General features: G+C 52.4%; 18 protein-coding genes and 1 pseudogene. 9 read left to right on the top strand and 10 right to left on the bottom strand.

What is annotated here, in order from left to right; translation table 11 throughout:
• Window positions 1-23 precede the first annotated feature (23 nt).
• On the bottom strand, window positions 24-1211 hold the full coding sequence (locus tag J4728_RS08565) for a sugar diacid recognition domain-containing protein (protein WP_001533732.1): 1188 nt from the start codon (window positions 1209-1211) through the stop codon (window positions 24-26).
• 276 nt (window positions 1212-1487) lie between these two features.
• Window positions 1488-2555: an AI-2E family transporter gene (locus J4728_RS08560; protein ID WP_000892057.1), complete on the bottom strand. Its 1068-nt coding sequence runs from the start codon at window positions 2553-2555 to the stop codon at window positions 1488-1490.
• A 207-nt stretch (window positions 2556-2762) separates the two neighbouring features.
• On the opposite strand from J4728_RS08560, the gene bepA reads away from it, so the two are divergent.
• Together bepA and arsC are read left to right on the top strand one after the other, a co-directional pair.
• Entirely contained in the window at window positions 2763-4226 is a 1464-nt protein-coding gene (gene bepA / locus J4728_RS08555; protein ID WP_000489630.1) for a beta-barrel assembly-enhancing protease, read from the top strand.
• A 39-nt stretch (window positions 4227-4265) separates the two neighbouring features.
• A complete protein-coding gene (gene arsC, locus J4728_RS08550; RefSeq protein WP_000132648.1) occupies window positions 4266-4625 on the top strand; it encodes an arsenate reductase (glutaredoxin) in 360 nt (119 codons plus the stop codon).
• A 26-nt stretch (window positions 4626-4651) separates the two neighbouring features.
• Here the strand turns inward: arsC and J4728_RS08545 are convergent, their stop codons facing one another.
• The 3 genes from J4728_RS08545 to upp all read right to left on the bottom strand — a co-directional run bounded on the left by J4728_RS08545 (window position 4652) and on the right by upp (window position 7451).
• On the bottom strand, window positions 4652-5353 hold the full coding sequence (locus tag J4728_RS08545; RefSeq protein WP_061835882.1) for a DnaA inactivator Hda: 702 nt from the start codon (window positions 5351-5353) through the stop codon (window positions 4652-4654).
• Between the two features lie 94 nt (window positions 5354-5447).
• Window positions 5448-6737 (bottom strand): uracil permease, encoded by a 1290-nt coding sequence (uraA, locus tag J4728_RS08540; protein WP_000198335.1) that lies wholly within the window; start codon window positions 6735-6737, stop codon window positions 5448-5450.
• An 87-nt stretch (window positions 6738-6824) separates the two neighbouring features.
• Window positions 6825-7451, bottom strand: coding sequence for a uracil phosphoribosyltransferase (gene upp / locus J4728_RS08535; protein ID WP_000706208.1), 627 nt, complete (start codon window positions 7449-7451; stop codon window positions 6825-6827).
• Window positions 7452-7864: 413 nt separating this feature from the next.
• Between upp and purM the strand changes: the two genes are divergently transcribed.
• The 4 genes from purM (at window position 7865) to ppx (ending at window position 13341) form a co-directional block, all read left to right on the top strand.
• Complete coding sequence (gene purM / locus J4728_RS08530) at window positions 7865-8902, top strand: phosphoribosylformylglycinamidine cyclo-ligase (protein WP_000130477.1); 1038 nt, start codon at window positions 7865-7867, stop codon at window positions 8900-8902.
• Window positions 8902-9540, top strand: coding sequence for a phosphoribosylglycinamide formyltransferase (gene purN / locus J4728_RS08525; RefSeq protein ID WP_001028589.1), 639 nt, complete (start codon window positions 8902-8904; stop codon window positions 9538-9540). The genes purM and purN overlap by 1 nt, the downstream gene beginning before the upstream one ends.
• 188 nt (window positions 9541-9728) lie before the next feature.
• A complete protein-coding gene (gene ppk1, locus J4728_RS08520) occupies window positions 9729-11795 on the top strand; it encodes a polyphosphate kinase 1 (RefSeq protein WP_000529555.1) in 2067 nt (688 codons plus the stop codon).
• Between the two features lie 4 nt (window positions 11796-11799).
• A complete protein-coding gene (gene ppx, locus J4728_RS08515; protein WP_208211680.1) occupies window positions 11800-13341 on the top strand; it encodes an exopolyphosphatase in 1542 nt (513 codons plus the stop codon).
• Window positions 13342-13376: 35 nt separating this feature from the next.
• Here ppx and J4728_RS08510 read toward each other — a convergent pair whose 3' ends face one another.
• Together J4728_RS08510 and J4728_RS08505 are read right to left on the bottom strand one after the other, a co-directional pair.
• Window positions 13377-15590 carry a sensor domain-containing phosphodiesterase gene (locus J4728_RS08510; RefSeq protein ID WP_000773647.1) on the bottom strand — a complete coding sequence of 738 codons (2214 nt, stop codon included), beginning with the start codon at window positions 15588-15590 and terminating at the stop codon, window positions 13377-13379.
• 96 nt (window positions 15591-15686) lie between these two features.
• Window positions 15687-15824 (bottom strand): hypothetical protein, encoded by a 138-nt coding sequence (locus tag J4728_RS08505; RefSeq protein ID WP_001540598.1) that lies wholly within the window; start codon window positions 15822-15824, stop codon window positions 15687-15689.
• 178 nt (window positions 15825-16002) lie between these two features.
• Here J4728_RS08505 and J4728_RS08500 point away from each other — a divergent pair, with 178 nt between their 5' ends.
• Window positions 16003-16194, top strand: coding sequence for a YfgG family protein (locus J4728_RS08500; protein ID WP_000075924.1), 192 nt, complete (start codon window positions 16003-16005; stop codon window positions 16192-16194).
• A 78-nt stretch (window positions 16195-16272) separates the two neighbouring features.
• On the opposite strand, the pseudogene J4728_RS23935 reads toward J4728_RS08500, so the two are convergent.
• Window positions 16273-16416 (bottom strand): annotated as a pseudogene (locus J4728_RS23935) (hypothetical protein); the annotation flags it as partial.
• Window positions 16417-16834: 418 nt separating this feature from the next.
• Here J4728_RS23935 and leuE point away from each other — a divergent pair.
• The gene (gene leuE / locus J4728_RS08490) at window positions 16835-17479 is read left to right on the top strand and encodes a leucine efflux protein LeuE (RefSeq protein ID WP_208211590.1); all 645 of its coding nucleotides are present in this window, start codon (window positions 16835-16837) and stop codon (window positions 17477-17479) included.
• 348 nt (window positions 17480-17827) lie between these two features.
• Here leuE and guaA read toward each other — a convergent pair whose 3' ends face one another.
• Both guaA and guaB read right to left on the bottom strand, forming a co-directional pair.
• Window positions 17828-19405 (bottom strand): glutamine-hydrolyzing GMP synthase, encoded by a 1578-nt coding sequence (gene guaA, locus J4728_RS08485; protein ID WP_000138293.1) that lies wholly within the window; start codon window positions 19403-19405, stop codon window positions 17828-17830.
• A 69-nt stretch (window positions 19406-19474) separates the two neighbouring features.
• The gene (gene guaB / locus J4728_RS08480; RefSeq protein ID WP_000944174.1) at window positions 19475-20941 is read right to left on the bottom strand and encodes an IMP dehydrogenase; all 1467 of its coding nucleotides are present in this window, start codon (window positions 20939-20941) and stop codon (window positions 19475-19477) included.
• Between the two features lie 160 nt (window positions 20942-21101).
• On the opposite strand from guaB, the gene xseA reads away from it, so the two are divergent.
• On the top strand, window positions 21102-22451 hold the full coding sequence (xseA, locus tag J4728_RS08475) for an exodeoxyribonuclease VII large subunit (RefSeq protein ID WP_208211588.1): 1350 nt from the start codon (window positions 21102-21104) through the stop codon (window positions 22449-22451).
• The last annotated feature ends 10 nt before the right edge of the window (window positions 22452-22461 follow it).

Raw genomic sequence — 22461 nt, 5'->3', positions numbered from 1 at the left:
CGCCTAAAAATCCGCTGGAGCTTTCAACAAATTTCGATTCGACCTGGCAGCGGTAACTTGTCGGACGGTACAGATTCGGCCTGGAGCTCCATACCGATATAAAGCCAAAGCGTACTTTTTAACTCGTTGATTTTTATGTGCGTAATATCCTCGCAGCGCTGTAAGCGATAGCGCAATGTATTCACATGAATATGCAATGCTTTGGCCGTTTGCGTCAGGTCACAATTATGTTCAAACCAGGTCCGCAGCGTCTGTTGCAATACGCCTTTCGCGTCATGTTGCGCCAGTTGCAGCCACAGACGCGATAACTCCTGCACTTGCCAACTTTCAGACAGCCCGCTTAGCAGCGCGGGAAGCGCATGGTCATGATAAAAAATGTACTGGCTGCGCAGCTTTTGTCTTTTCGCCATCGCCTGCGTGGCTCTCGCAGTGAGCAAAGATCGGTGCAATCCCGTCTCGCCGGCAAAATAACCCCCAACCAAAATACGGCTAAAGCCCGATGATGCAGCCCATGATTTAAAAATCTGCAATTCGCCCATTTCCTGGCGGGTATTCCACTTTCCCTCTTTTAACGTGATAGGCTTAATAATGATTAATTCATTAAATTCGGTAAACGTCACCAAATGGTTGCGCGCGTGATTCTCGAAATAATCCATTACATTGCGCAGCGCTTCGCGATCCGGCTGGGAAAGTTCAATAATCAGCACCACTCTGGGAACCGCCAGATCAATGCCCAGATAGGCCGCCATAGAGCGCAACGACTCTGTTGAATTTTCTCGCAAAATCAATTGGTTGATCAGCTCTTCGCGATAGCGTTTATCCCACTGTCGCTGTTCGATCAGCACCATATGCTCGATCACCAGCTCCGCCGCCATTTTAACCAGCTCGGCATACGCGCGAACCTCCTCCGGTTCGCCGGTAATGCCGACCACGCCGATAAGCTGTTCATGAAAAGAGATGGGAAGATTAATGCCGGATCGCACGCCTTTAAGCTGATTGGCGGTAGCGGAATCAATTTCTACAATACGGTTTTCCTTCAGCGCCAGAATGGCCCCTTCGTGACGCTGGCGAAGCCGCGAAGGTTCGCCAGACGCGATAATGACGCCATGCTCATCCATGACGTTTACCGAGTAAGGAATAATTTTCATGGCTCGCTGTACAATTTGCCGCGCGGTATACCCTTTCAAGTAATGTTTTCTCAACACACTCATTCCCTGTTTCGTTATCGCTTCACATTAAAAAAACAATCTCGCATCAATGATGTCACTTATTAACGAATTTCTCAGAAGAATGCTTAGGCTAAGTCACCAAATTTTGGCGGCTTTACAGCGAGAATTTTGTAGGTTCCGACAATAAAAATGCCGCAACACGGTGCGGCATTAAAAAAAAGAGCGGCTTTCTAAGCGCTTGTCCCTCATCAGGCGTGCGCAAAATGGCGGCAGGGCACTATGATGTTGTTCACGCTTTACAACTTTTGTATAGACCGCTCAGGATGAGGTATCCGTCACCTGACCATCCGGCCAGGCATGGACAACGGCTTTAATCAGCGTCGCCAATGGAATGGCGAAAAACACCCCCCAGAAACCCCACAGACCGCCGAAAATCACCACTGACAGAATAATCACCAGCGGATGCAAATTCACCGCTTCGGAGAAAAGTACCGGTACCAGCAGATTGCCATCCAGCGCCTGAATAATCAGATAAACGGCAAAACAGCTCCAGAATTCCGTCCCCAGGCCAAACTGAAACAGCGCGACGCCCACCACCGGAATTGTCACCACAAAGGCGCCGATATAGGGGATCAGGACCGAAAAGCCCACCAGTACCGCCAACAGTAGCGAATAGTTGAGGCCAAACAGCAAAAAGCCCAGCCAGGTCGCCACGCCCACCACTACCATCTCCAGCACTTTTCCGCGGATATAGTTGGTGATCTGCTGATTCATCTCATTCCACACCTGCCCCGCCAGCCCGCGATTACGCGGCAGCACGCGGCGCACGGCATTCAGCATCTGCTCTTTATCTTTTACCAGGAAAAAGACCATCAGCGGCACCAGCACCAGATATACCGCCAGCGTCAGTAGCCCGACTAACGAAGCCAGCGAATATTTCACCACCGAATCGCCCATGTTAAGCATCCGGGTACGCATGTTTTCCGCCATCGCATCAATAATGCCCGCATCCATCAGCGCCGGATAGCGTCGCGGCAAGGTCGCGGCGAAATCGGACAGTTTATTCAGCATACCGGGCATATCACGAATCAGGTAAATACCCTGCTGCCAGGCAATCGGCATCACCACAAACGCCATTAATAACAGAATGCCGACAAAGAGGATAAGGACAATGGAGGCTGCCCAGCGCCGGGAACAGCCAATCGCCTGCAGGCGCGCCGTCGGCCACTCCAGCAGGTAGGCCAGTACGATTGCGACCAGCAGCGGCGCTAACAGGCCGCTAAAGAAAAAGAGGATGCTAAAACCAGCCACCAGAATGACCAGCAAGGCAATCGCCTCCGGGTCGCTGAAGCGACGGCGATACCATTGCATTAACATTTCGAGCATAAAACCCTTCCCAGAACTCAACTGCGGGATTGTGATGCCGAATTGTATCGAAATGTCACAAAAAAGACTTCGCTTTTTATCGTTGATTCAGGAAACTAAAATAGTGAGTCTGTGCTCATCACAGTTACACTTATGAAGTGTCGGAGCGTGGAACGATATTTCACGACGTTGGTCAAAGGGCTATCTCAAAACAACAGGATAGAGGTTATGTTCAGGCAGTTGAAAAAAAACCTGGTGGCAACCCTCATTGCAGCATTGGCTCTCGGTCAGGTCGCGCCCGCATTTGCCGACCCTGCCGACACGCTGCCCGATATGGGAACCTCGGCAGGAAGCACGCTTTCTATCGGACAAGAGATGCAAATGGGCGACTTTTATGTACGCCAGCTACGCGGTAGCGCGCCGTTAATCAACGATCCGCTGCTGGTGCAATACATTAACGCGCTGGGGATGCGTCTGGTCTCGCACGCCGACTCCGTCAAAACGCCCTTCCATTTTTTCTTGATCAATAATGACGAAATCAACGCGTTCGCGTTCTTTGGCGGCAATGTGGTGCTGCACTCGGCGCTTTTTCGCTACGCGGATAACGAAAGCCAGCTAGCTTCAGTCATGGCGCATGAAATCTCCCACGTGACGCAGCGCCACCTGGCGCGCGCGATGGAAGATCAAAAGCGCAGCGCGCCGCTTACCTGGGTGGGCGCGCTGGGTTCCATTTTGCTGGCCATGGCCAGCCCACAGGCCGGTATGGCGGCGCTAACCGGTACTCTGGCGGGAACGCGCCAGGGAATGATAAGTTTCACCCAGCAAAATGAGCAAGAAGCCGACCGTATTGGTATTCAGGTACTGCAACGCGCCGGATTTGACCCACAGGCGATGCCCTCTTTCCTCGAAAAACTGCTCGACCAGGCGCGTTACTCCACGCGTCCGCCTGAAATTTTGCTCACTCACCCCTTACCGGAAAGCCGCCTTGCGGATGCCCGCAACCGTGCCAACCAGATGCGCCCGGTCGTGGTGCAATCTTCCGCCGACTTTTATTTCGCCAAAGCGCGCGCCCTGGGAATGTACAATTCCGGACGTAACCAGCTCACCAGCGACCTGCTGGATCAGTGGTCTAAAGGCAACGTGCGTCAGCAACATGCGGCGCAATATGGCCGGGCGTTGCAGGCGATGGAAGCGAGCAAGTACGATGAAGCGCGCAAAACGTTGCAGCCGCTATTAAGCGCGGAACCGAATAATGCCTGGTATCTTGACCTCGCCACCGATATTGACCTGGGGCAGAAAAGAGCCAACGACGCGATTAATCGCCTGAAAAATGCCCGCGATCTGCGCGTTAATCCTGTGCTGCAGTTAAACCTCGCCAATGCGTACCTCCAGGGAGGCCAGCCGAAAGCGGCGGAAACCATTCTGAATCGCTACACCTTTAGCCATAAAGATGACGGTAACGGCTGGGATCTGCTTGCTCAGGCCGAAGCCGCGCTGAACAACCGCGATCAGGAGCTGGCGGCGCGCGCTGAAAGTTATGCGCTGGCGGGACGACTGGATCAGGCAATTTCACTGCTCAGTAGCGCCAGCGCCCAGGCAAAACTGGGTAGCCAGCAACAGGCGCGTTACGATGCGCGTATCGACCAGTTGCGCCAGTTACAGGAACGCTTCAAGCCATACACGAAAATGTAATCGCCGTTTATTAGCCGGATGGCGTCACAAGGAGAACTCATGACCGACACGATTAAAATCTACCATAACCCGCGCTGCTCGAAGAGCCGCGACACGCTGAACCTACTGAAATCTAACGGCGTGGAACCGGAAGTGGTGCTTTATCTGGATACGCCCGCCGATGCCGCCACCGTGCGGGAACTGCTGCGTATGTTGGGCATGTCCAGCGCGCGCGAACTGATGCGCCAGAAAGAAGATCTCTATAAAACGCTTCACCTGGCGGATAGTGAGCTGAGTGAAGAGGCGTTAATCCAGGCGCTGGTTGAACACCCTAAACTGATGGAGCGCCCCATTGTGGTGGCAAATGGTCAGGCGCGCATTGGCCGACCGCCTGAGCAGGTGCTGGACATCCTCGGTTAACCGTTGAACGCCGCCGTCGCGGCGTATTACAGTTTCAGGATCTCTTTGACAAACGGGATCGTCAGTTTTCGCTGGGCAGTGATCGACGCATGATCGAGCTGATCCAGCGTCATAAACAGCGTGCGCATTTCGCGATCAAGACGTTTGAGTAAAAACCGCCCGACATCTTCCGGCAGTTCAAACCCCCGTAACCGGGCGCGCAACTGTAGCGCCTGAAGTTTGTCTTCATCGGAAAGAGGCTGGAGTTTATAGATTTGCCCCCAGTCCAGACGGGAAGCGAGATCGGGCAAGCCCAGATTTAACTGTCTTGGCGGACGATCGCCGGTGATCAATAACCGCGTCTTACCGGACTCCAGAATGCGGTTATAGAGATCAAAGATCGCCATCTCCCACAGTTCATCGCCAGCGACACACTCAATGTTATCAATACACACCAGCGAGAGGTGTTCCATACCGTCGAGCACTTCCGGCACGAACCAGGTACGTTTATCGAGCGGGACGTAGCCTACCGCATCTCCACGCTGCGACAGTTCAGCACAGGCGGCGTGCAGTAAATGGCTGCGGCCCGCGCCTTCACGCGCCCAAAGGTAGATATATCCACTATGTTCCTGGCGCAACACGTTTTGTAACGCGGCCAGTAGAGAGGCGTTATCCCCCGGCCAGAAACTTGCGAAAGTTTCGTCGTCAGGAAGATAAAGTGGCAAAGAGAGCTGTGCCGGTGTGTTCAGAGATACCTCAACCCAGGATGACATAAAATCGCGCTGAGTTTACCACATAATTCCCGTGAGATAGAACCGGGCAGCATCGCTGCCCGGCAACCCGTTACTGATGCGGGGGCTCCGCATCATTTGCCTCCAGTACCACTTCTTCCGGACGCAACAGGCTAATCAGTTTAAAAATCAGGCTCAGGCAAATCCCGACGATGGTCGCCAGCGCCATCCCTTTCAATTCTGCCGCGCCGATATGCACTTTCGCGCCGCTCACGCCGATGATCAAAATCACCGAGGTGAGGATCAGGTTTTGCGCTTTGTTGTAGTCGACTTTCGATTCGATCAATACGCGAATCCCCGACGCGCCGATAACGCCGTACAACAGCAGCGAGACGCCGCCCATCACGGGTAACGGGATAATCTGAATCGCCGCCGCCAGTTTGCCAACGCAGGAAAGCAGAATGGCGAAAATCGCCGCGCCGCCGATAACCCAGGTACTGTAAACGCGGGTGATCGCCATGACGCCAATATTTTCCCCATAGGTGGTATTCGGCGTGGAGCCGAAGAAACCGGAAATGATCGTCGACAGTCCGTTAGCGAACATCGAGCGGTGCAAACCGGGATCGCGCACTAAATCTTTTTTGACGATATTCGCCGTCACCACCAGATGACCGACATGCTCGGCGATCACGACCAACGCCGCGGGCAGAATCGTCAGGATCGCGAACCATTCAAAACGCGGCGTATAGAAAGTCGGCAGCGCAAACCAGTGTGCCTGGGCAATCGGCGTGGTATCGACCACTCCCAGCGCGAATGACAGCGCATAGCCCGCCAGCACGCCGATCAAAATCGGAATGATCGCCAGGAAACCGCGAAACAGTACGGAGCCGAACACCGTCACCGCCAGCGTGACCATGGAGATAATAATTGTTTTCGTGTCCGGCGACTGCCCTTGCGCAGGCAGTAATCCGGCCATCCCCGCCGCGACGCCAGCCAGCTCCAGACCGATGACGGCAACGATTGCGCCCATTGCCGCAGGCGGGAACATCACATCCAGCCAGCCGGTGCCCGCTTTTTTAACGATGAAAGAGACCAGACAGAACAACACGCCGCACATAATAAAACCGCCCAGCGCCACTTCATAACCCAGCGGCAACAACAGTAATACCGGGGAAATAAAGGCAAAGCTCGATCCGAGGTAGGCAGGAATTTTACCTTTGCAGATAAAGAGATACAGCAACGTTCCGATACCGTTAAACAGCAGCACCGTCGCGGGATTGATATGAAACAGAACTGGCACCAGCACGGTCGCGCCAAACATGGCGAAAAGGTGCTGTAAACTAAGCGGGATTGTCTGTAAAAGCGGCGGTCTTTCACTCACCCCGATAGCACGGCGCGTCATAGTGTTTTCCTCTAAGTGTGTTTGTTATGAGTGGTTTTATTCAAAAAAAAGCCGACTCTTAAAGTCGGCTTTTAATTATTTATTCACTTATTTGGTACCAAAAATCTTATCGCCGGCATCGCCAAGCCCCGGAATAATGTATCCGTGCTCGTTAAGCCCCTGATCGATAGAGGCGGTGTACAGTTCAACGTCCGGGTGCGCTTTTTCCAGCGCCGCAATGCCTTCCGGCGCGGCGACCAGCACCAGCACCTTAATGCTGCTACAGCCTGCTTTTTTCAGCAGGTCGATGGTCGCGATGACAGAACCGCCAGTCGCCAGCATCGGGTCGACGATCAGCGCCATGCGCTCATCAATGTTCGATACCAGTTTCTGGAAATAAGGTACTGGCTCAAGCGTCTCTTCGTTACGGTACATCCCGACTACGCTGATACGCGCGCTCGGTACATTTTCCAGAACGCCTTCCATCATGCCCAGACCCGCGCGCAGAATCGGCACAACGGTAATTTTTTTACCTTTGATCTGGTCGATTTCCACCGGGCCATTCCAGCCTTCGATGGTGACTTTTTCCGTTTCCAGGTCGGCTGTCGCTTCATACGTCAGCAGGCTGCCTACTTCTGAGGCGAGTTCACGAAAGCGTTTAGTGCTAATGTCGTTTTCACGCATCAGACCCAGCTTGTGTTTGACGAGTGGGTGTTTGACTTCCACGATCTTCATACTCTTCTCCTATCCTCAGATGACTGGCAACCACAAAAAAAATCGCCGGATTATACCGCTTTTCCTCTCTGACGCAACACAATGTATGCTTGACCTGGATCAACCAAAAGCGCTGATAGCGGAAAAGTGAGTATAAATCACTCACGTTGAAACAGGCGATAAAGGCTAACAACCGTTTGAATATTAGCAATTTTAAGGGTGAATGACCTGTCCCGACCGCCTGTCGTAAACCAAGTGCTGGATATCCTTTTCTTTTTTACCAACAGGGAAATTTTCAAGCAGCGACCGAAACCATGCAAAAAAAATCGCCCGGATAACCAGGGCGCAGACCACGCTCGCAAACGTTTGCTTTCCCTGTTAGAATTGCGCCGAATTTAACTTTTACCGCAAGAAAAAACGTGGGGAACCAGGCAGTGACCGATAAGACCTCTCTTAGCTATAAAGATGCCGGCGTCGATATTGATGCGGGTAACGCTCTGGTTGATCGAATCAAAGGCGTAGTGAAGAAAACTCGCCGCCCGGAGGTTATGGGCGGTCTGGGCGGTTTCGGTGCGCTGTGCGCGTTGCCGCAAAAATATCGTGAACCGGTACTGGTTTCCGGCACTGACGGCGTAGGTACCAAACTTCGCCTGGCGATGGACTTAAAGCGTCACGACGCTATCGGTATTGATCTGGTGGCAATGTGCGTAAACGATCTGGTCGTTCAGGGCGCGGAACCGCTGTTTTTCCTCGATTACTATGCCACGGGTAAACTGGATGTCGATACCGCCGCCAGCGTGATCAACGGTATTGCCGAAGGCTGCCTGCAATCCGGCTGCGCGCTGGTCGGCGGCGAGACGGCGGAAATGCCGGGCATGTATCACGGCGAAGATTACGATGTGGCGGGTTTCTGCGTCGGCGTAGTCGAAAAATCAGAAATCATCGACGGCTCCCGGGTTGCCGAAGGCGACGTGCTGATTGCACTCGGCTCCAGCGGCCCGCACTCGAATGGATATTCGCTGGTGCGGAAAATTATTGACGTTAGCGGCTGCGACCCACAAACCACTCTGCTGGAAGGGAAGCCGCTGGCCGATCATCTGCTTGAACCGACCCGTATCTACGTAAAATCGGTTCTGGAACTGATTGAAAACGTCGATGTACACGCTATCGCCCACCTCACCGGCGGGGGCTTTTGGGAAAATATTCCGCGCGTTCTGCCGGAGAATACCCAGGCGGTAATTAATGAGTCGTCCTGGCAGTGGCCCGCCATCTTTACCTGGCTGCAAACCGCCGGTAATGTCAGCCGACATGAAATGTACCGTACCTTTAACTGCGGCGTCGGCATGGTGATTGCGCTCTCCGCTCCGGAGGCGGACAAAGCGCTTGCTCTGCTAAACGAGAAAGGTGAAAACGCATGGAAAATCGGTATCATCAAAGCCTCTGATTCCGAACAGCGTGTGGTTATTGAATAATGAATATTGTGGTGCTGATTTCCGGCAATGGAAGCAATTTACAGGCGATTATCGATGCCTGCGAAGCGAAGAAAATTAAAGGCACCCTCAGGGCAGTATTCAGCAATAAGGCCGACGCGTTCGGCCTTGAACGCGCCAGAGAAGCCGGTATTCCGGCGCAAGCGCTGACTGCCGATCGGTTTGACAGCCGCGACGCCTTCGATCGCGAGTTGATTCGCAAGATAGACGCGTATGCGCCCGATGTGGTCGTGCTGGCCGGTTTTATGCGTATTCTGAGTCCGATGTTTGTCGCGCATTACTACGGGCGTCTGCTGAACATTCACCCTTCCCTGCTGCCAAAATATCCGGGGTTGCATACCCATCGCCAGGCGCTGGAAAACGGCGATGAGGAGCACGGTACTTCGGTACATTTCGTGACAGACGAACTCGACGGCGGCCCGGTCATTCTCCAGGCGAAGGTGCCGGTTTTTGCCGACGACAGCGAAGATGATATCACCGCACGCGTACAGACTCAGGAACATGCGATTTATCCGCTGGTGATTAGCTGGTTTGCGCAGGGGCGTCTAAAGATGCGCGATAACGCCGCCTGGCTGGACGGGCGTCGTCTGCCGCCGCAAGGTTATGCGTCTGACGAATAATACGTCATCGGACAGGACTGCGTCTGCTTGCCGGATGGCGGCATAAATGCCTATCCGGCCTACTCTTTTCCCTTCCTTTATGCTATCAGTTTATTGTCATATTTTTCTGGCGCAGTTGGACATTAACGCGTAATGCTCGCCATAATCATCAGGCAGTGTCCCGTGAATAAAACGGAGTATAGGTAGTAATGGGTCAGGAAAAGCTATATATCGAGAAAGAACTGAGCTGGTTAGCATTTAACGAACGCGTGTTACAGGAAGCGGCGGACAAATCCAACCCGTTGATTGAGCGGATGCGGTTCCTGGGAATCTATTCTAATAACCTCGACGAGTTCTACAAAGTGCGTTTCGCTGAACTGAAACGACGCATTATTATCAGCGAAGAACAGGGTTCAAATTCTCATTCACGCCATTTGTTAGGCAAAATTCAGTCTCGCGTGTTGAAAGCAGACCAGGAGTTCGACGGCCTGTACAACGAATTACTGCTGGAAATGGCGCGTAATCAAATCTTTCTGATCAACGAGCGTCAGCTCTCGGTGAACCAACAAAGCTGGTTGCGCCACTATTTTAAGCACTATTTGCGCCAGCATATTACCCCGATTCTCATTAACCGGGAGACGGATCTTGTTCAGTTTTTAAAAGATGATTACACCTATCTGGCGGTGGAGATTATCCGCGGCGACACCATCAACTATGCGCTGCTGGAGATACCGTCCGACAAAGTCCCACGCTTCGTTAATCTGCCGCCGGAGACACCGCGCAGACGCAAGCCGATGATCCTGCTGGATAATATTCTGCGCTACTGCCTGGATGACATTTTTAAAGGGTTCTTCGACTATGACGCGCTCAATGCCTATTCGATGAAAATGACCCGCGATGCCGAATATGACCTGGTGCATGAGATGGAATCCAGTCTGATGGAGCTGATGTCCTCCAGCCTGAAGCAGCGCCTGACCGCTGAACCTGTGCGCTTTGTCTATCAACGCGATATGCCCGCCGCGCTGGTCGACGTGCTGCGGGAAAAACTGACGATCTCCCGGTATGACTCAATCGTACCCGGCGGGCGCTACCACAATTTTAAAGACTTTATTAATTTTCCGAATGTCGGTAAAGCCAACCTGGTCAATAAACCGTTACCGCGGTTACGCCATCTTTGGTTTGATAAAGAGAAGTTTCGTAACGGTTTCGACGCGATTCGTGAACGTGATGTGCTGCTCTATTATCCTTATCACACCTTTGAACATGTGCTGGAACTGCTGCGTCAGGCGTCGTTTGACCCAAGCGTGCTGGCGATCAAAATCAATATTTATCGCGTAGCGAAAGACTCGCGCATTATTGACTCGATGATCCATGCCGCCCATAACGGCAAAAAAGTCACCGTGGTGGTGGAGTTGCAGGCGCGCTTCGATGAAGAGGCAAATATTCACTGGGCCAAGCGGTTAACCGAAGCGGGCGTCCATGTTATTTTCTCTGCGCCCGGGCTGAAAATTCACGCCAAACTCTTTCTCATCTCACGAAAAGAGGGCGATGACGTGGTGCGTTATGCGCATATCGGCACCGGTAACTTCAACGAAAAAACGGCGCGGCTGTATACCGATTATTCGCTGCTGACCGCCGATGCGCGCATTACCAATGAAGTGCGCCGGGTCTTTAATTTTATTGAAAACCCCTATCGCCCGGTCACTTTCGATTATTTGATGGTTTCTCCACAAAACTCACGGCGTCTGCTGTATGAGATGATCGATCGTGAAATCGCCAATGCCCAACAAGGCTTACCGTCAGGGATTACCTTAAAGCTTAACAACCTGGTCGATAAAGGGTTGGTCGACAGGCTATACGCCGCGTCGGGTTCGGGCGTCCAGGTCAATCTGCTGGTGCGCGGTATGTGTTCTCTTATTCCGCAACTGGAAGGCATTAGCGATAATATTCGTGCGATTAGCATTGTGGATCGCTATCTGGAACACGATCGGGTTTATATTTTCGAAAACGGCGGTGATAAGCAAGTTTGGCTCTCTTCAGCTGACTGGATGACGCGTAATATTGACTACCGTATCGAAGTCGCTACGCCTATCCTCGACCCGCGGCTTAAACAGCGCGTCCTGGATATCATTGACATTCTGTTTAGCGACACGGTAAAAGCGCGTTTTATCGATAAAGAACTCAGCAACCGCTACGTACCGCGCGGCAATCGCCGTAAAGTCCAGGCGCAGCTGGCAATTTATGACTACATCAAATCACTCGAGCAACCAGACTAACGCTATGCCAATTTACGATAAATCCCCTCGCCCGCAGGAGTTCGCTGCGGTCGATCTCGGCTCAAACAGCTTTCATATGGTCATTGCCCGCGTGGTTGACGGCGCAATGCAGATTATCGGGCGCTTAAAACAGCGCGTCCATCTGGCGGACGGGCTGGGCGTAGATAACAACCTCAGCGAAGAAGCCATGGAACGGGGGCTTAGCTGTCTGTCGCTGTTTGCTGAACGCTTACAAGGTTTCTCCCCTTCCAGCGTCTGTATCGTAGGCACCCATACGTTACGTCAGGCGCAAAATGCCGCTGATTTTCTCAAACGCGCGGAAAAGGTTATTCCCTACCCGATAGAGATTATTTCCGGTAACGAAGAAGCGCGCCTGATTTTTATGGGCGTAGAACATACGCAGCCGGAAAAAGGCCGCAAGCTGGTGATCGACATCGGCGGCGGGTCAACAGAGCTGGTCATTGGCGAAAACTTCGAACCCAGGCTGGTTGAAAGCCGTCGTATGGGCTGCGTGAGCTTCGCGCAGCTCTACTTTCCCGGCGGCGTTATCAATAAAGAAAACTTCCAGCGCGCCCGAATGGCGGCGGCGCAAAAACTGGAAACCTTAACCTGGCAGTATCGTATTCAGGGTTGGAACGTAGCGATGGGCGCTTCCGGTACGATTAAGGCCGCTCATGAAGTTCTCCTGGCGCTGGGTGAGAAAGATGGCTTCATTACGCCGGAGCGCCTCGATAAACTGAAGTCAGAAGTGTTGAAGCACCGCTCCTTTAATGCGCTCAGCCTGCCGGGTCTGTCTGAAGAACGAAAAGCGGTCTTTGTGCCGGGCCTGGCGATTCTGTGCGGCGTTTTTGATGCTCTGGCTATCCGCGAGCTTCGCCTTTCCGACGGCGCGTTGCGCGAAGGCGTACTGTATGAAATGGAAGGCCGCTTCCGCCATCAGGATGTTCGCAGCCGTACCGCAAAAAGTCTGGCCAATCAATACAACATTGACAGAGAACAGGCCAGACGCGTGCTGGAAACCACCATGCAGATGTACGAGCAGTGGCAGGCCCAGCAGCCAAAACTGGCGCATCCGCAGCTTGAAGCGTTGCTTCGCTGGGCGGCAATGCTGCATGAGGTTGGACTGAATATTAATCACAGCGGTTTACATCGCCATTCGGCTTATATTCTGCAACACAGCGATTTGCCCGGCTTTAATCAGGAGCAGCAAATGATGATGGCGACGCTGGTGCGTTACCATCGTAAAGCCATAAAACTGGATGATATGCCCCGCTTTACGCTGTTTAAGAAAAAACAGTATCTGCCGTTAATTCAGCTACTTCGGCTGGGCGTATTACTGAACAACCAGCGGCAGGCGACCACCACGCCGCCGACGCTGCGGCTAACGACCGATGACAGCCACTGGACGTTATGTTTTCCGCATGACTGGTTCAGCCAGAATGCGCTGGTACTGCTTGATCTGGAAAAAGAACAGCAGTACTGGAAAGCTGTAACTGGCTGGCGTCTCAATATTGAGGAAGAAAGCTCGCCGGAGATCGCCGCGTAAATTGTGGATCAGACGCCGCGCCGCGGCGTCTGTCTTTACTGAATCTCAGATAATAGCTGCGGCTCGCCAATTAAATATCCCTGAAGATAGTCGATCCCCAACGAGAGCACGACGCTTCGTATTTCTTCGCTCTCGACATACTCCGCGACGACCTGCATATTTTTCATTCGCGCTAAATGACAAATAGAAGCCACAATCTGATAATCGAGACTGTTTGACACTATATTGCGAATAAAACTGCCATCAATTTTAAGAATATCGGCGTCAACGTTTTTCAGCCGCGCATAGCTGGCGTAGCCAGTACCGAAATCATCAATCGCTATCTGACAGCCAAACTGCTGTAGCTGTCCCAGCGTCAACTGCGCCTGCTCAGCATTGGTGAGAGAGTTGCTTTCCGTTACCTCAAAAACCAGTTGCCAGGGTTCAACCTGATATTGCGTAAGCAACTGCTTAACTTCTGCAGGGAAACGAGCGCGGCATACCGATGTTGGCGACAGATTAATGGCAAAACGATGCGCGGGCATATATTCCCGGCTGGCCGCCATAAACCGCAGCGTGTTTTCAATCACCCAGAGATCGATAGCGGAAGACAAACCAAACTCATGCGCCACGGGTAAAAAATTGTCCGGGTTGATAACGTCGCCGTTGTCATCCCTGAGTCGCAGTAAAATTTCATGGTAAACGTCCCCACGAACACCGAAAATAGGCTGCGCCATCAGGAAAAAATGATCGTGCTCCAACGCCTGTTGCAGGCGATTCATCATCGCAATTCTGCCCTTCAAATCGCGCTGCAGGTGCATTGCGCCGCGCCGCTGTAAATCCTCCGGCGCGTTAGTCGTCAACGAAAGATCGGAACTGGTGCTTAATTCGCCCAGCAGAAGATAAAGGTGGCTAACCGGAGAACGCACGCAGCAGTAGCTCACGCCGACAGGCGGCTGTAGCGGCAGTCCATCCCAGATAAACCGAAACTGCTTAATATGTTTATCCAGCGCTTCAATACGCTGCTGATGCGCCTCTGTATTAAGACGCAGCACCAGGTCGTGCCCTGACATCTGGTAGACGCACTCATTTGAGGCCAGCATCGGCGTAATCCAGTGAGAGAGCTTTTGCTTATACTGGATGCGTAGCATGACGCCATAATTTTTACCCAATAGCTCCAGGCCCGGCACGTGTAAAAAACAGATCGTAGACCAGGGCGCATTTTGGAGCGCGCGGTTTAACGCACGTAAATTGGGAAGATGTACAACCGGGTCAAGATAGGCCAGCCGCCGTGCGCGACCACTCACTACGCGCTGACGCGTGGCCAGTACAGACATATAATTAACAATAAAAGAAAAAACCAGATAGCTCGAAGAGGTAATCGCTAATTGCGTATCATAACCTGAATACCAGGGCATATAACGCTGATAATAATGAATCGACGTAATTAGCACGACGGCCCAGATAATTGAAATAAACTTATAGCCATAGCGCATCGCACCCCACAGCATGACCGGCAATAATAACGAAAGCGTATAGTTGGTACTAAATATTGAACTATTATCAGTCAATGGCATACACAGTATAAACATTAGTGTAGTCAATACGGCCAGCCAAATAACGATCTCTTTTTTAGTGGCCTTGCTATCAATCTGTAGCTTTAATTGCTGATAATACCCCCGCAGGTGCAGCGGATTGCGGAGAGTACGAATAATAAAATAGCACAATGGCACGCCGACAAGGTTACCGACCAGTAACGCCTGGTAATTAATCAGCGTGTTGATATTAAAGGGCATTACCCCCATCAGGCTGGCTTTGCTTTCGTACATGCCAACAAAAGCGGCAAACTGGTAGATGACCAGAAATAATGTTGCTGAACAAAATACCTGCCAGAATATTCGTTGAAACAACAGGTGGGCGTCGCCGTGGGAAACATTGTTTCGCCGGGGGGAAAAGACACGATAGCCGCCCCAGCTTAGCACGATAGTAATGATAAAGTGCATCGTCACAGAAAGGGTTTCATACAGCCCTGTCTGCGGGTATCTGCGCCAGAAGATAGCAAGCACAATGCCCGGCAGTGCTGCCCAGCCGAAAAAGAGCATCAGGCTAAGCATAAAAGCTAACGGCAGGTAAAAAAGAACCACATTTCCAGTGCTGGTAAGCGCATAAGTATTTGCGCTACTTAAAACAGGTAGTAAAATCGAAGGGAGAATGAGCGGTAGTCCCCACCATTTATCTCTGATATTTATATAAGTTTTATTTAGTTTCATAGATGCTCAGCAGAACCCCCCAATCCCAAAGGGGCGTTAACAGACAGGCATCCCACCTGACTTTAAATTGATGATGCGATATACATCACACGATAGTCATCGATTGTAATTATTAAACAAAAGTAACATTTGATTTAAGTCAATTATTACCTTTCTCCTGCAGCCTTTATTCGCCTTTTTATTCTTTGTTATCATTAATTTATTATTAATGTAAATACTAAAATTATCTTCCATAACAATATAAGATAAATCAACTGACGCAATTTTACATTAAGAGGAATTGACCATCGGTTCGCAGTATGCCTTAATGTAGAGTGAACGCAGGCTTGTTACGTTCTTCGCCTTGATAATACCCTTGAAGAACCCAGCCTGATCCCGCCCATACCGCTGGGCCAACGTTAAGGAACCCTTTGTGAGTCAGGCCAACAGTATGCGAAAACGACATCGATTTAACACTCGCATGACCCGTATCGTACTGCTTATCAGTTTTCTCTTCTTCTTTGGACGTTTCGTCTACTCTTCTATCGGCGCCTGGCAGCACCATCAGGATAAAAAAGAAGCGCAACAGTCATCGCTTTCTGTCACCACACCGGGACAACGTTAAGCTGTTATCCGTTAAAAAGCCCGCGCAAGAAAAAGAAGCTTTAGCGTTAACGCAAAAAGACAATCCCACTCAATGGGTTCAGGCCATGATCAGACGCTTAAAGAGCAACCGCGGGATATCCAGCCTGGGTGATAAGATCACATGCGCGGTTACTAAGATTCCCTCGACTGAATACAAAATCCGATAGCCTTCAGCGTGGTTAAACTCCCGGTAGCTGGCACAAGTTCAGGGCAAATCTGGAATCCCAGCGGGCACTGACGTACGGTACTCTCAAACTGTGTGAGTATCTCTGCGATAACCGGATGCGGCTCAACCTCAACGCACTTCAGGAAACCCGCTATTGTGTCGATGCAGTGCTTTACCGTAAACGTATACTCAAAGGTCACCTGCGGCTCCGACCTATCCGCCAGAGTCAATGCGAAATCAGGAAGATAACCATCGTGGGAGGAGAATAAGGTGACCAGTCCTATACGTCAGAATTTGTTTTGTAAAGAGTCCAGTAAGCTCTGAAACTTTTTAGGCGTAGTCGGCCTGGTGCCAGAAGCGAACATTGGCTGAATTGAAAGTAGCCATGATGTGTTTTCATTATGGCCTGTTACGTTAGAATAACCTCGTTGAAAACGATAGAGCTGGAGTAAAAATGTTTGCTGATTTTGGTATCGTGAATTTCTGGACGTATCTGCTTGGTGCGACACTGATAGTCCTTGCTCCTGGCCCTGAGACCATGTTCGTGATTAAAACAAGCATTATGAGCGGCATCAAACGAGGCTTTGCTGCAATATTTTCCATTCTCATGAGTGACGTACTTCTGGTTCTGCTGGCATGGTGTGGGCTGGCTGCAGTCATAAGCTCAACCCCTGCCTTGTTTAACGCCATCAAATACGCAGGTGCTGCCTATCTTTTCTATCTCGGTGTCCAGACGATACGCACTATCTTTAAGCCAGCTATCGAAACGAGTGAGGAAAAGAAATCTTCAGCTAATGCTAAGGGGATCATCGGGCGCGGAATGCTGGTTACTCTACTGAATCCAAAGACGCTACTGTTCTATATCTCTTTTTTCGCCCAGTTCATCAATGTTCAGGCTGAACACTCCTGGATGGCGTTTATCATTCTTGCTGCGGTAATGTTCGCGATTACTCTCGTTTATTTCGGCTTCCTCGTTTTCTGCGGCTCTTATCTGCTAAGCCGTCTGAAAGGCAACCGTAGATTATCAACCATTGGAAACACGCTGGTAGGTATGTTCTTCATTGGATTTGCAGCACGACTCGCAAGCGTCACTTCCTAACTGAACAACTAAACCGCCTCACGGCGGTTTTTTTACGTTCTTACGCTGGATGGGACGACCTCTCCTCGCTCACAGCGGACATTGTAGTCTGGCTTTCCTGCATGCAATTCGAGGAAAACTATGAGTGAGCTGAGACAGCACAAAACGTTGCCGCATTCGCTCGAACTCCTGCTGCTTACTCCATCGATCTCGTACTGTTTACTTTTCCGAGGATTACGTCAAATTTACCGTCAGAAGCTGTGCACTACACAGAAAACTCATCTATGCACATAAATAAAAACCCTCTGCAAAAACAGAGGGTTAAATTCACTTTTACCTGTTCATGAAAACACAGGAAGGATTATCGGCTTATTCCCACTCAATGGTAGCTGGTGGTTTACCGCTGATGTCATACACCACACGGGAAATCCCGTTGACTTCATTGATGATGCGGTTGGAAACACGACCCAGGAAGTCATACGGCAGGTGCGCCCAGTGCGCGGTCATAAAGTCGATGGTTTCGACGGCACGCAGGGAGACCACCCAATCGTACTTACGACCATCGCCCATGACGCCAACGGAGCGTACTGGCAGGAAGACGGTGAACGCCTGGCTGACTTTGTCGTACAGATCCGCTTTGCGCAGCTCTTCAATGAAGATAGCGTCCGCGCGACGCAGCAGGTCGCAGTACTCTTTCTTCACTTCGCCCAGTACGCGTACGCCGAGGCCCGGCCCCGGGAACGGGTGACGGTACAGCATGTCGTACGGCAGGCCCAGCTCCAGACCAATCTTACGTACTTCGTCTTTGAACAGCTCTTTCAGCGGTTCAACCAGCCCCATCTTCATCTCTTTCGGCAGGCCGCCGACATTGTGGTGAGATTTGATGACGTGCGCTTTACCGGTTGCAGACGCCGCAGATTCGATAACGTCAGGGTAGATGGTGCCCTGCGCCAGCCATTTCACGTCTTCCAGTTTGAGCGCTTCTTCGTCGAACACTTCAACGAAAACGCGACCGATGATCTTACGCTTGGCTTCCGGATCGTTTTCGCCAGCCAGCGCTGACAGGAAACGATCTTCTGCCGGTACGTGAACAATGTTCAGACCAAAATGGTCGCCAAACATGTCCATCACCTGCTCGGCTTCGTTGAGACGCAGCAGGCCGTTGTCGACGAATACACAGGTCAGATTTTTACCGATCGCGCGGTGCAGCAGCATTGCGGTTACGGAAGAATCCACACCGCCGGAGAGACCGAGGATCACTTTATCGTCGCCCACCTGCTCGCGAATGCGCGCCACGGCGTCGTCGATGATCTTCGCCGGCGTCCACAGCGCTTCACACTGGCAGATATCACGCACAAAACGCTCCAGCATGCGCATACCCTGGCGGGTGTGGGTCACTTCCGGGTGGAACTGTACGCCGTAGAAGCGTTTTTCTTCGTTAGCCATGATGGCGAACGGGCAGCTCTCGGTGCTGGCGACGGTCACGAAGTCGGACGGAATCGCCGTCACTTTATCGCCGTGGCTCATCCACACGTCCAGCAGCGGTTTGCCGTCTGCGGTCAGGGAATCTTCAATACCGCGAACCAGCGCGCTGTCGGTCAGCACTTCGACCTGCGCGTAACCAAATTCACGCTCATTAGAACCTTCTACATGACCGCCAAGCTGCATCGCCATGGTCTGCATACCATAGCAAACGCCAAATACCGGCACGCCTGCTTCAAAGACATACTGCGGCGCGCGCGGGCTGTTTTCTTCGGTGGTGCTTTCCGGGCCGCCGGAAAGAATAATGCCGCTTGGGTTGAAGTCACGAATTTGTGCTTCTGTCACATCCCACGCCCACAGTTCGCAGTAAACACCCAGCTCACGCACGCGGCGTGCAACCAGTTGAGTGTACTGAGAACCGAAGTCCAGAATGAGGATGCGATGCTTATGAATGTTTTCCGTCATTGACGCTTATTCCGAGGCAAGTGAAACAGATTAAATAAATCGCCCGACGCGAAGGTCGGGCGAAGAAAATCAGGAGCCCAGACGGTAGTTCGGGGACTCTTTGGTGATGGTCACGTCGTGAACGTGGCTTTCCTGGATACCCGCACCGCTGATACGCACAAACTCCGCTTTAGTACGCAGTTCGTCGATGGTAGCACAACCGGTCAGCCCCATACAGGAGCGCAGGCCGCCCATCTGCTGGTGAATGATCTCTTTCAGGCGACCTTTATAGGCTACGCGGCCTTCGATACCTTCCGGCACCAGTTTGTCGGCGGCGTTGTCGCTCTGGAAGTAACGGTCGGAGGAACCTTTGGACATCGCGCCCAGCGAGCCCATCCCGCGGTAAGATTTGTACGAACGGCCCTGGTAGAGTTCGATTTCGCCCGGGGATTCTTCGGTACCGGCCAGCATAGAGCCCACCATTACCGCGCTCGCGCCTGCGGCGATGGCTTTGGCGATGTCGCCGGAGAAACGGATACCGCCGTCAGCGATAACCGGAATCCCGGTGCCTTCCAGCGCTTCCACCGCGTCAGAAACAGCGGTGATCTGCGGAACGCCCACACCAGTCACGATACGAGTCGTACAGATAGAGCCAGGGCCGATACCCACTTTCACCGCGCTGCAACCGGCTTCCGCCAGTGCGCGAGCGCCTGCGCCAGTGGCGACGTTGCCGCCGATGATTTGCAGGTCAGGATATTTAGCACGGGTTTCACGGATACGTTGCAACACGCCTTCAGAGTGACCGTGAGAGGAGTCGATCAGCAGTACGTCAACGCCTGCCGCCACCAGCGCGTCAACGCGCTCTTCGTTGCCCGCGCCTGCGCCGACCGCCGCGCCGACACGTAAACGGCCCTGCTCATCTTTACAGGAGTTTGGTTTACGTTCCGCTTTCTGGAAATCTTTTACGGTAATCATGCCAAGCAGATGGAAGTTATCATCAACGACCAGCGCTTTTTCTACGCGTTTTTCGTGCATTTTTGCCAGCACGACTTCACGGGCTTCGCCTTCACGAACGGTCACCAGACGCTCTTTCGGTGTCATGTAGACACTCACCGGCTGGTTCAGGTCAGTCACAAAACGCACGTCACGACCGGTGATGATACCCACCAGCTCGTTATCTTCAGTCACCACCGGATAGCCCGCGAAGCCATTACGCTCGGTCAGAGCTTTCACTTCATGCAACGTGGTGGTTGGCAGGACGGTCTGCGGGTCGGTCACTACGCCGGACTCGTGTTTCTTCACGCGGCGAACTTCTTCCGCCTGGCGCTCGATGGACATGTTTTTGTGGATAAAACCAATGCCGCCTTCCTGAGCCAGGGCAATTGCCAGGCGCGCTTCCGTCACGGTGTCCATCGCCGCAGAAAGCATAGGAATATTCAGACGAATAGTTTTCGTCAACTGCGTGCTGAGATCGGCAGTATTCGGCAAAACGGTGGAGTGAGCGGGAACAAGGAGGACGTCGTCAAACGTCAGGGCTTCTTTAGCGATACGTAGCATGGGCAATATCTCACCTGGGAGGTTAATAAATATTGCCGCGGCATTATACAGAACGTAATCGGTTGCATCTACATTTTTTTGCAAATAGTGCTTGCGATCCCCCGTGAGCAGGTTACTATCGATTGAATAACCTGCTGATTTAGAATTTGATCCCGCTCACATGTTATCCTCTCAAACTTCCTCAATTTTTACCGTAAGCCGCCTTAACCAGACGGTTCGTCTGCTGTTAGAACAGGAGATGGGACAGGTATGGATCAGCGGCGAGATTTCTAATTTCACGCAGCCTGCGTCGGGCCACTGGTACTTTACGCTCAAAGACGATACCGCTCAGGTGCGCTGTGCGATGTTCCGTAACAGCAACCGCCGGGTGACGTTCCGTCCGCAGCACGGACAGCAGGTGCTGGTACGCGCCAACATTACGCTGTACGAGCCGCGCGGCGATTATCAAATCATCGCCGAAAGTATGCAGCCGGCTGGCGAAGGCTTGTTGCAGCAGAAGTATGAGCAGCTAAAAGCCAAACTCCATGCCGAATGCTTGTTCGATCAGCAGCATAAACAGCCGTTGCCCTCCCCGGCCCACTGCGTGGGGGTGATCACCTCGAAAACCGGCGCGGCGCTGCACGATATTCTCCATGTGCTGAAGCGTCGTGACCCATCCCTGCCCGTTATTATCTATCCAACCGCGGTACAGGGCGACGACGCGCCGGGGCAGATCGTTCGTGCTATCGAACTGGCGAACGCGCGGGGCGAGTGTGATGTACTGATCATCGGGCGCGGCGGCGGTTCGCTGGAAGATTTGTGGAGTTTTAACGACGAACGCGTGGCGCGGGCGATTTTTGCCAGCCGCATTCCGGTGGTCAGCGCCGTCGGTCACGAAACGGACGTCACGATAGCTGATTTTGTCGCCGACCTGCGCGCGCCGACGCCATCAGCAGCGGCAGAAATTGTCAGCCGCAACCAGCAGGAGTTGTTGCGTCAGATCCAGTCCGCCCAGCAGCGTCTGGGCATGGCGATGGACTACTACCTCGCCAACCGCAGCCGTCGTTTCACGCAGATTTTTCACCGTCTGCAACAACAACATCCGCAACTGCGTCTGGCCCGTCAGCAAACCGCGCTGGAACGTCTACGCCAACGGATGGGATTTGCGCTTGAGGCCAGGATTAAGCAGGCCACTCAGCGTCAGCAGCGCGTAAGCCAACGCCTGAGCCAGCAAAATCCGCAGCCGCGCATTCACCGCGCGCAGTCGCGCATCCAACAGCTGGAATATCGTCTGACGGAGAATATCCGCTCACGGTTAAGCGAACAGCGCGAACGCTTTGGCAACGCGGTTACGCATCTGGAGGCGGTCAGCCCGTTAGCCACGCTGGCGCGCGGCTATACGGTTTCGACGACAACGAACGGCAAGGTGCTGAAAAAGATCAAACAGGTCAAAGCAGGCGATATCATGACCACGCGACTGGAGGACGGTTGGCTTGAAAGTGAAGTCAAATCCGTCACGCCGGGCACGTAATCCAATATTC

Source organism: Salmonella sp. 32070601201500089SM (assembly GCF_017573605.1).
GTDB lineage: Bacteria > Pseudomonadota > Gammaproteobacteria > Enterobacterales > Enterobacteriaceae > Salmonella > Salmonella enterica.
Note: the sequence above shows the minus strand (reverse complement) of the source record. Positions and strands in the feature narration are given on the sequence as shown.

Coding starts and splice junctions, on each gene's coding strand:
- upp (WP_000706208.1), bottom strand. CDS start 7,451: ATGAAGATCGTGGAAGTCAAACACCCACTCGTCAAACACAAGCTGGGT.
- bepA (WP_000489630.1), top strand. CDS start 2,763: ATGTTCAGGCAGTTGAAAAAAAACCTGGTGGCAACCCTCATTGCAGCA.
- guaB (WP_000944174.1), bottom strand. CDS start 20,941: ATGCTACGTATCGCTAAAGAAGCCCTGACGTTTGACGACGTCCTCCTT.
- J4728_RS08505 (WP_001540598.1), bottom strand. CDS start 15,824: ATGGAAGATAATTTTAGTATTTACATTAATAATAAATTAATGATAACA.
- purN (WP_001028589.1), top strand. CDS start 8,902: ATGAATATTGTGGTGCTGATTTCCGGCAATGGAAGCAATTTACAGGCG.
- leuE (WP_208211590.1), top strand. CDS start 16,835: ATGTTTGCTGATTTTGGTATCGTGAATTTCTGGACGTATCTGCTTGGT.
- ppx (WP_208211680.1), top strand. CDS start 11,800: ATGCCAATTTACGATAAATCCCCTCGCCCGCAGGAGTTCGCTGCGGTC.
- xseA (WP_208211588.1), top strand. CDS start 21,102: ATGTTATCCTCTCAAACTTCCTCAATTTTTACCGTAAGCCGCCTTAAC.
- guaA (WP_000138293.1), bottom strand. CDS start 19,405: ATGACGGAAAACATTCATAAGCATCGCATCCTCATTCTGGACTTCGGT.
- J4728_RS08565 (WP_001533732.1), bottom strand. CDS start 1,211: ATGAGTGTGTTGAGAAAACATTACTTGAAAGGGTATACCGCGCGGCAA.
- arsC (WP_000132648.1), top strand. CDS start 4,266: ATGACCGACACGATTAAAATCTACCATAACCCGCGCTGCTCGAAGAGC.
- uraA (WP_000198335.1), bottom strand. CDS start 6,737: ATGACGCGCCGTGCTATCGGGGTGAGTGAAAGACCGCCGCTTTTACAG.
- J4728_RS08560 (WP_000892057.1), bottom strand. CDS start 2,555: ATGCTCGAAATGTTAATGCAATGGTATCGCCGTCGCTTCAGCGACCCG.
- ppk1 (WP_000529555.1), top strand. CDS start 9,729: ATGGGTCAGGAAAAGCTATATATCGAGAAAGAACTGAGCTGGTTAGCA.
- J4728_RS08510 (WP_000773647.1), bottom strand. CDS start 15,590: ATGAAACTAAATAAAACTTATATAAATATCAGAGATAAATGGTGGGGA.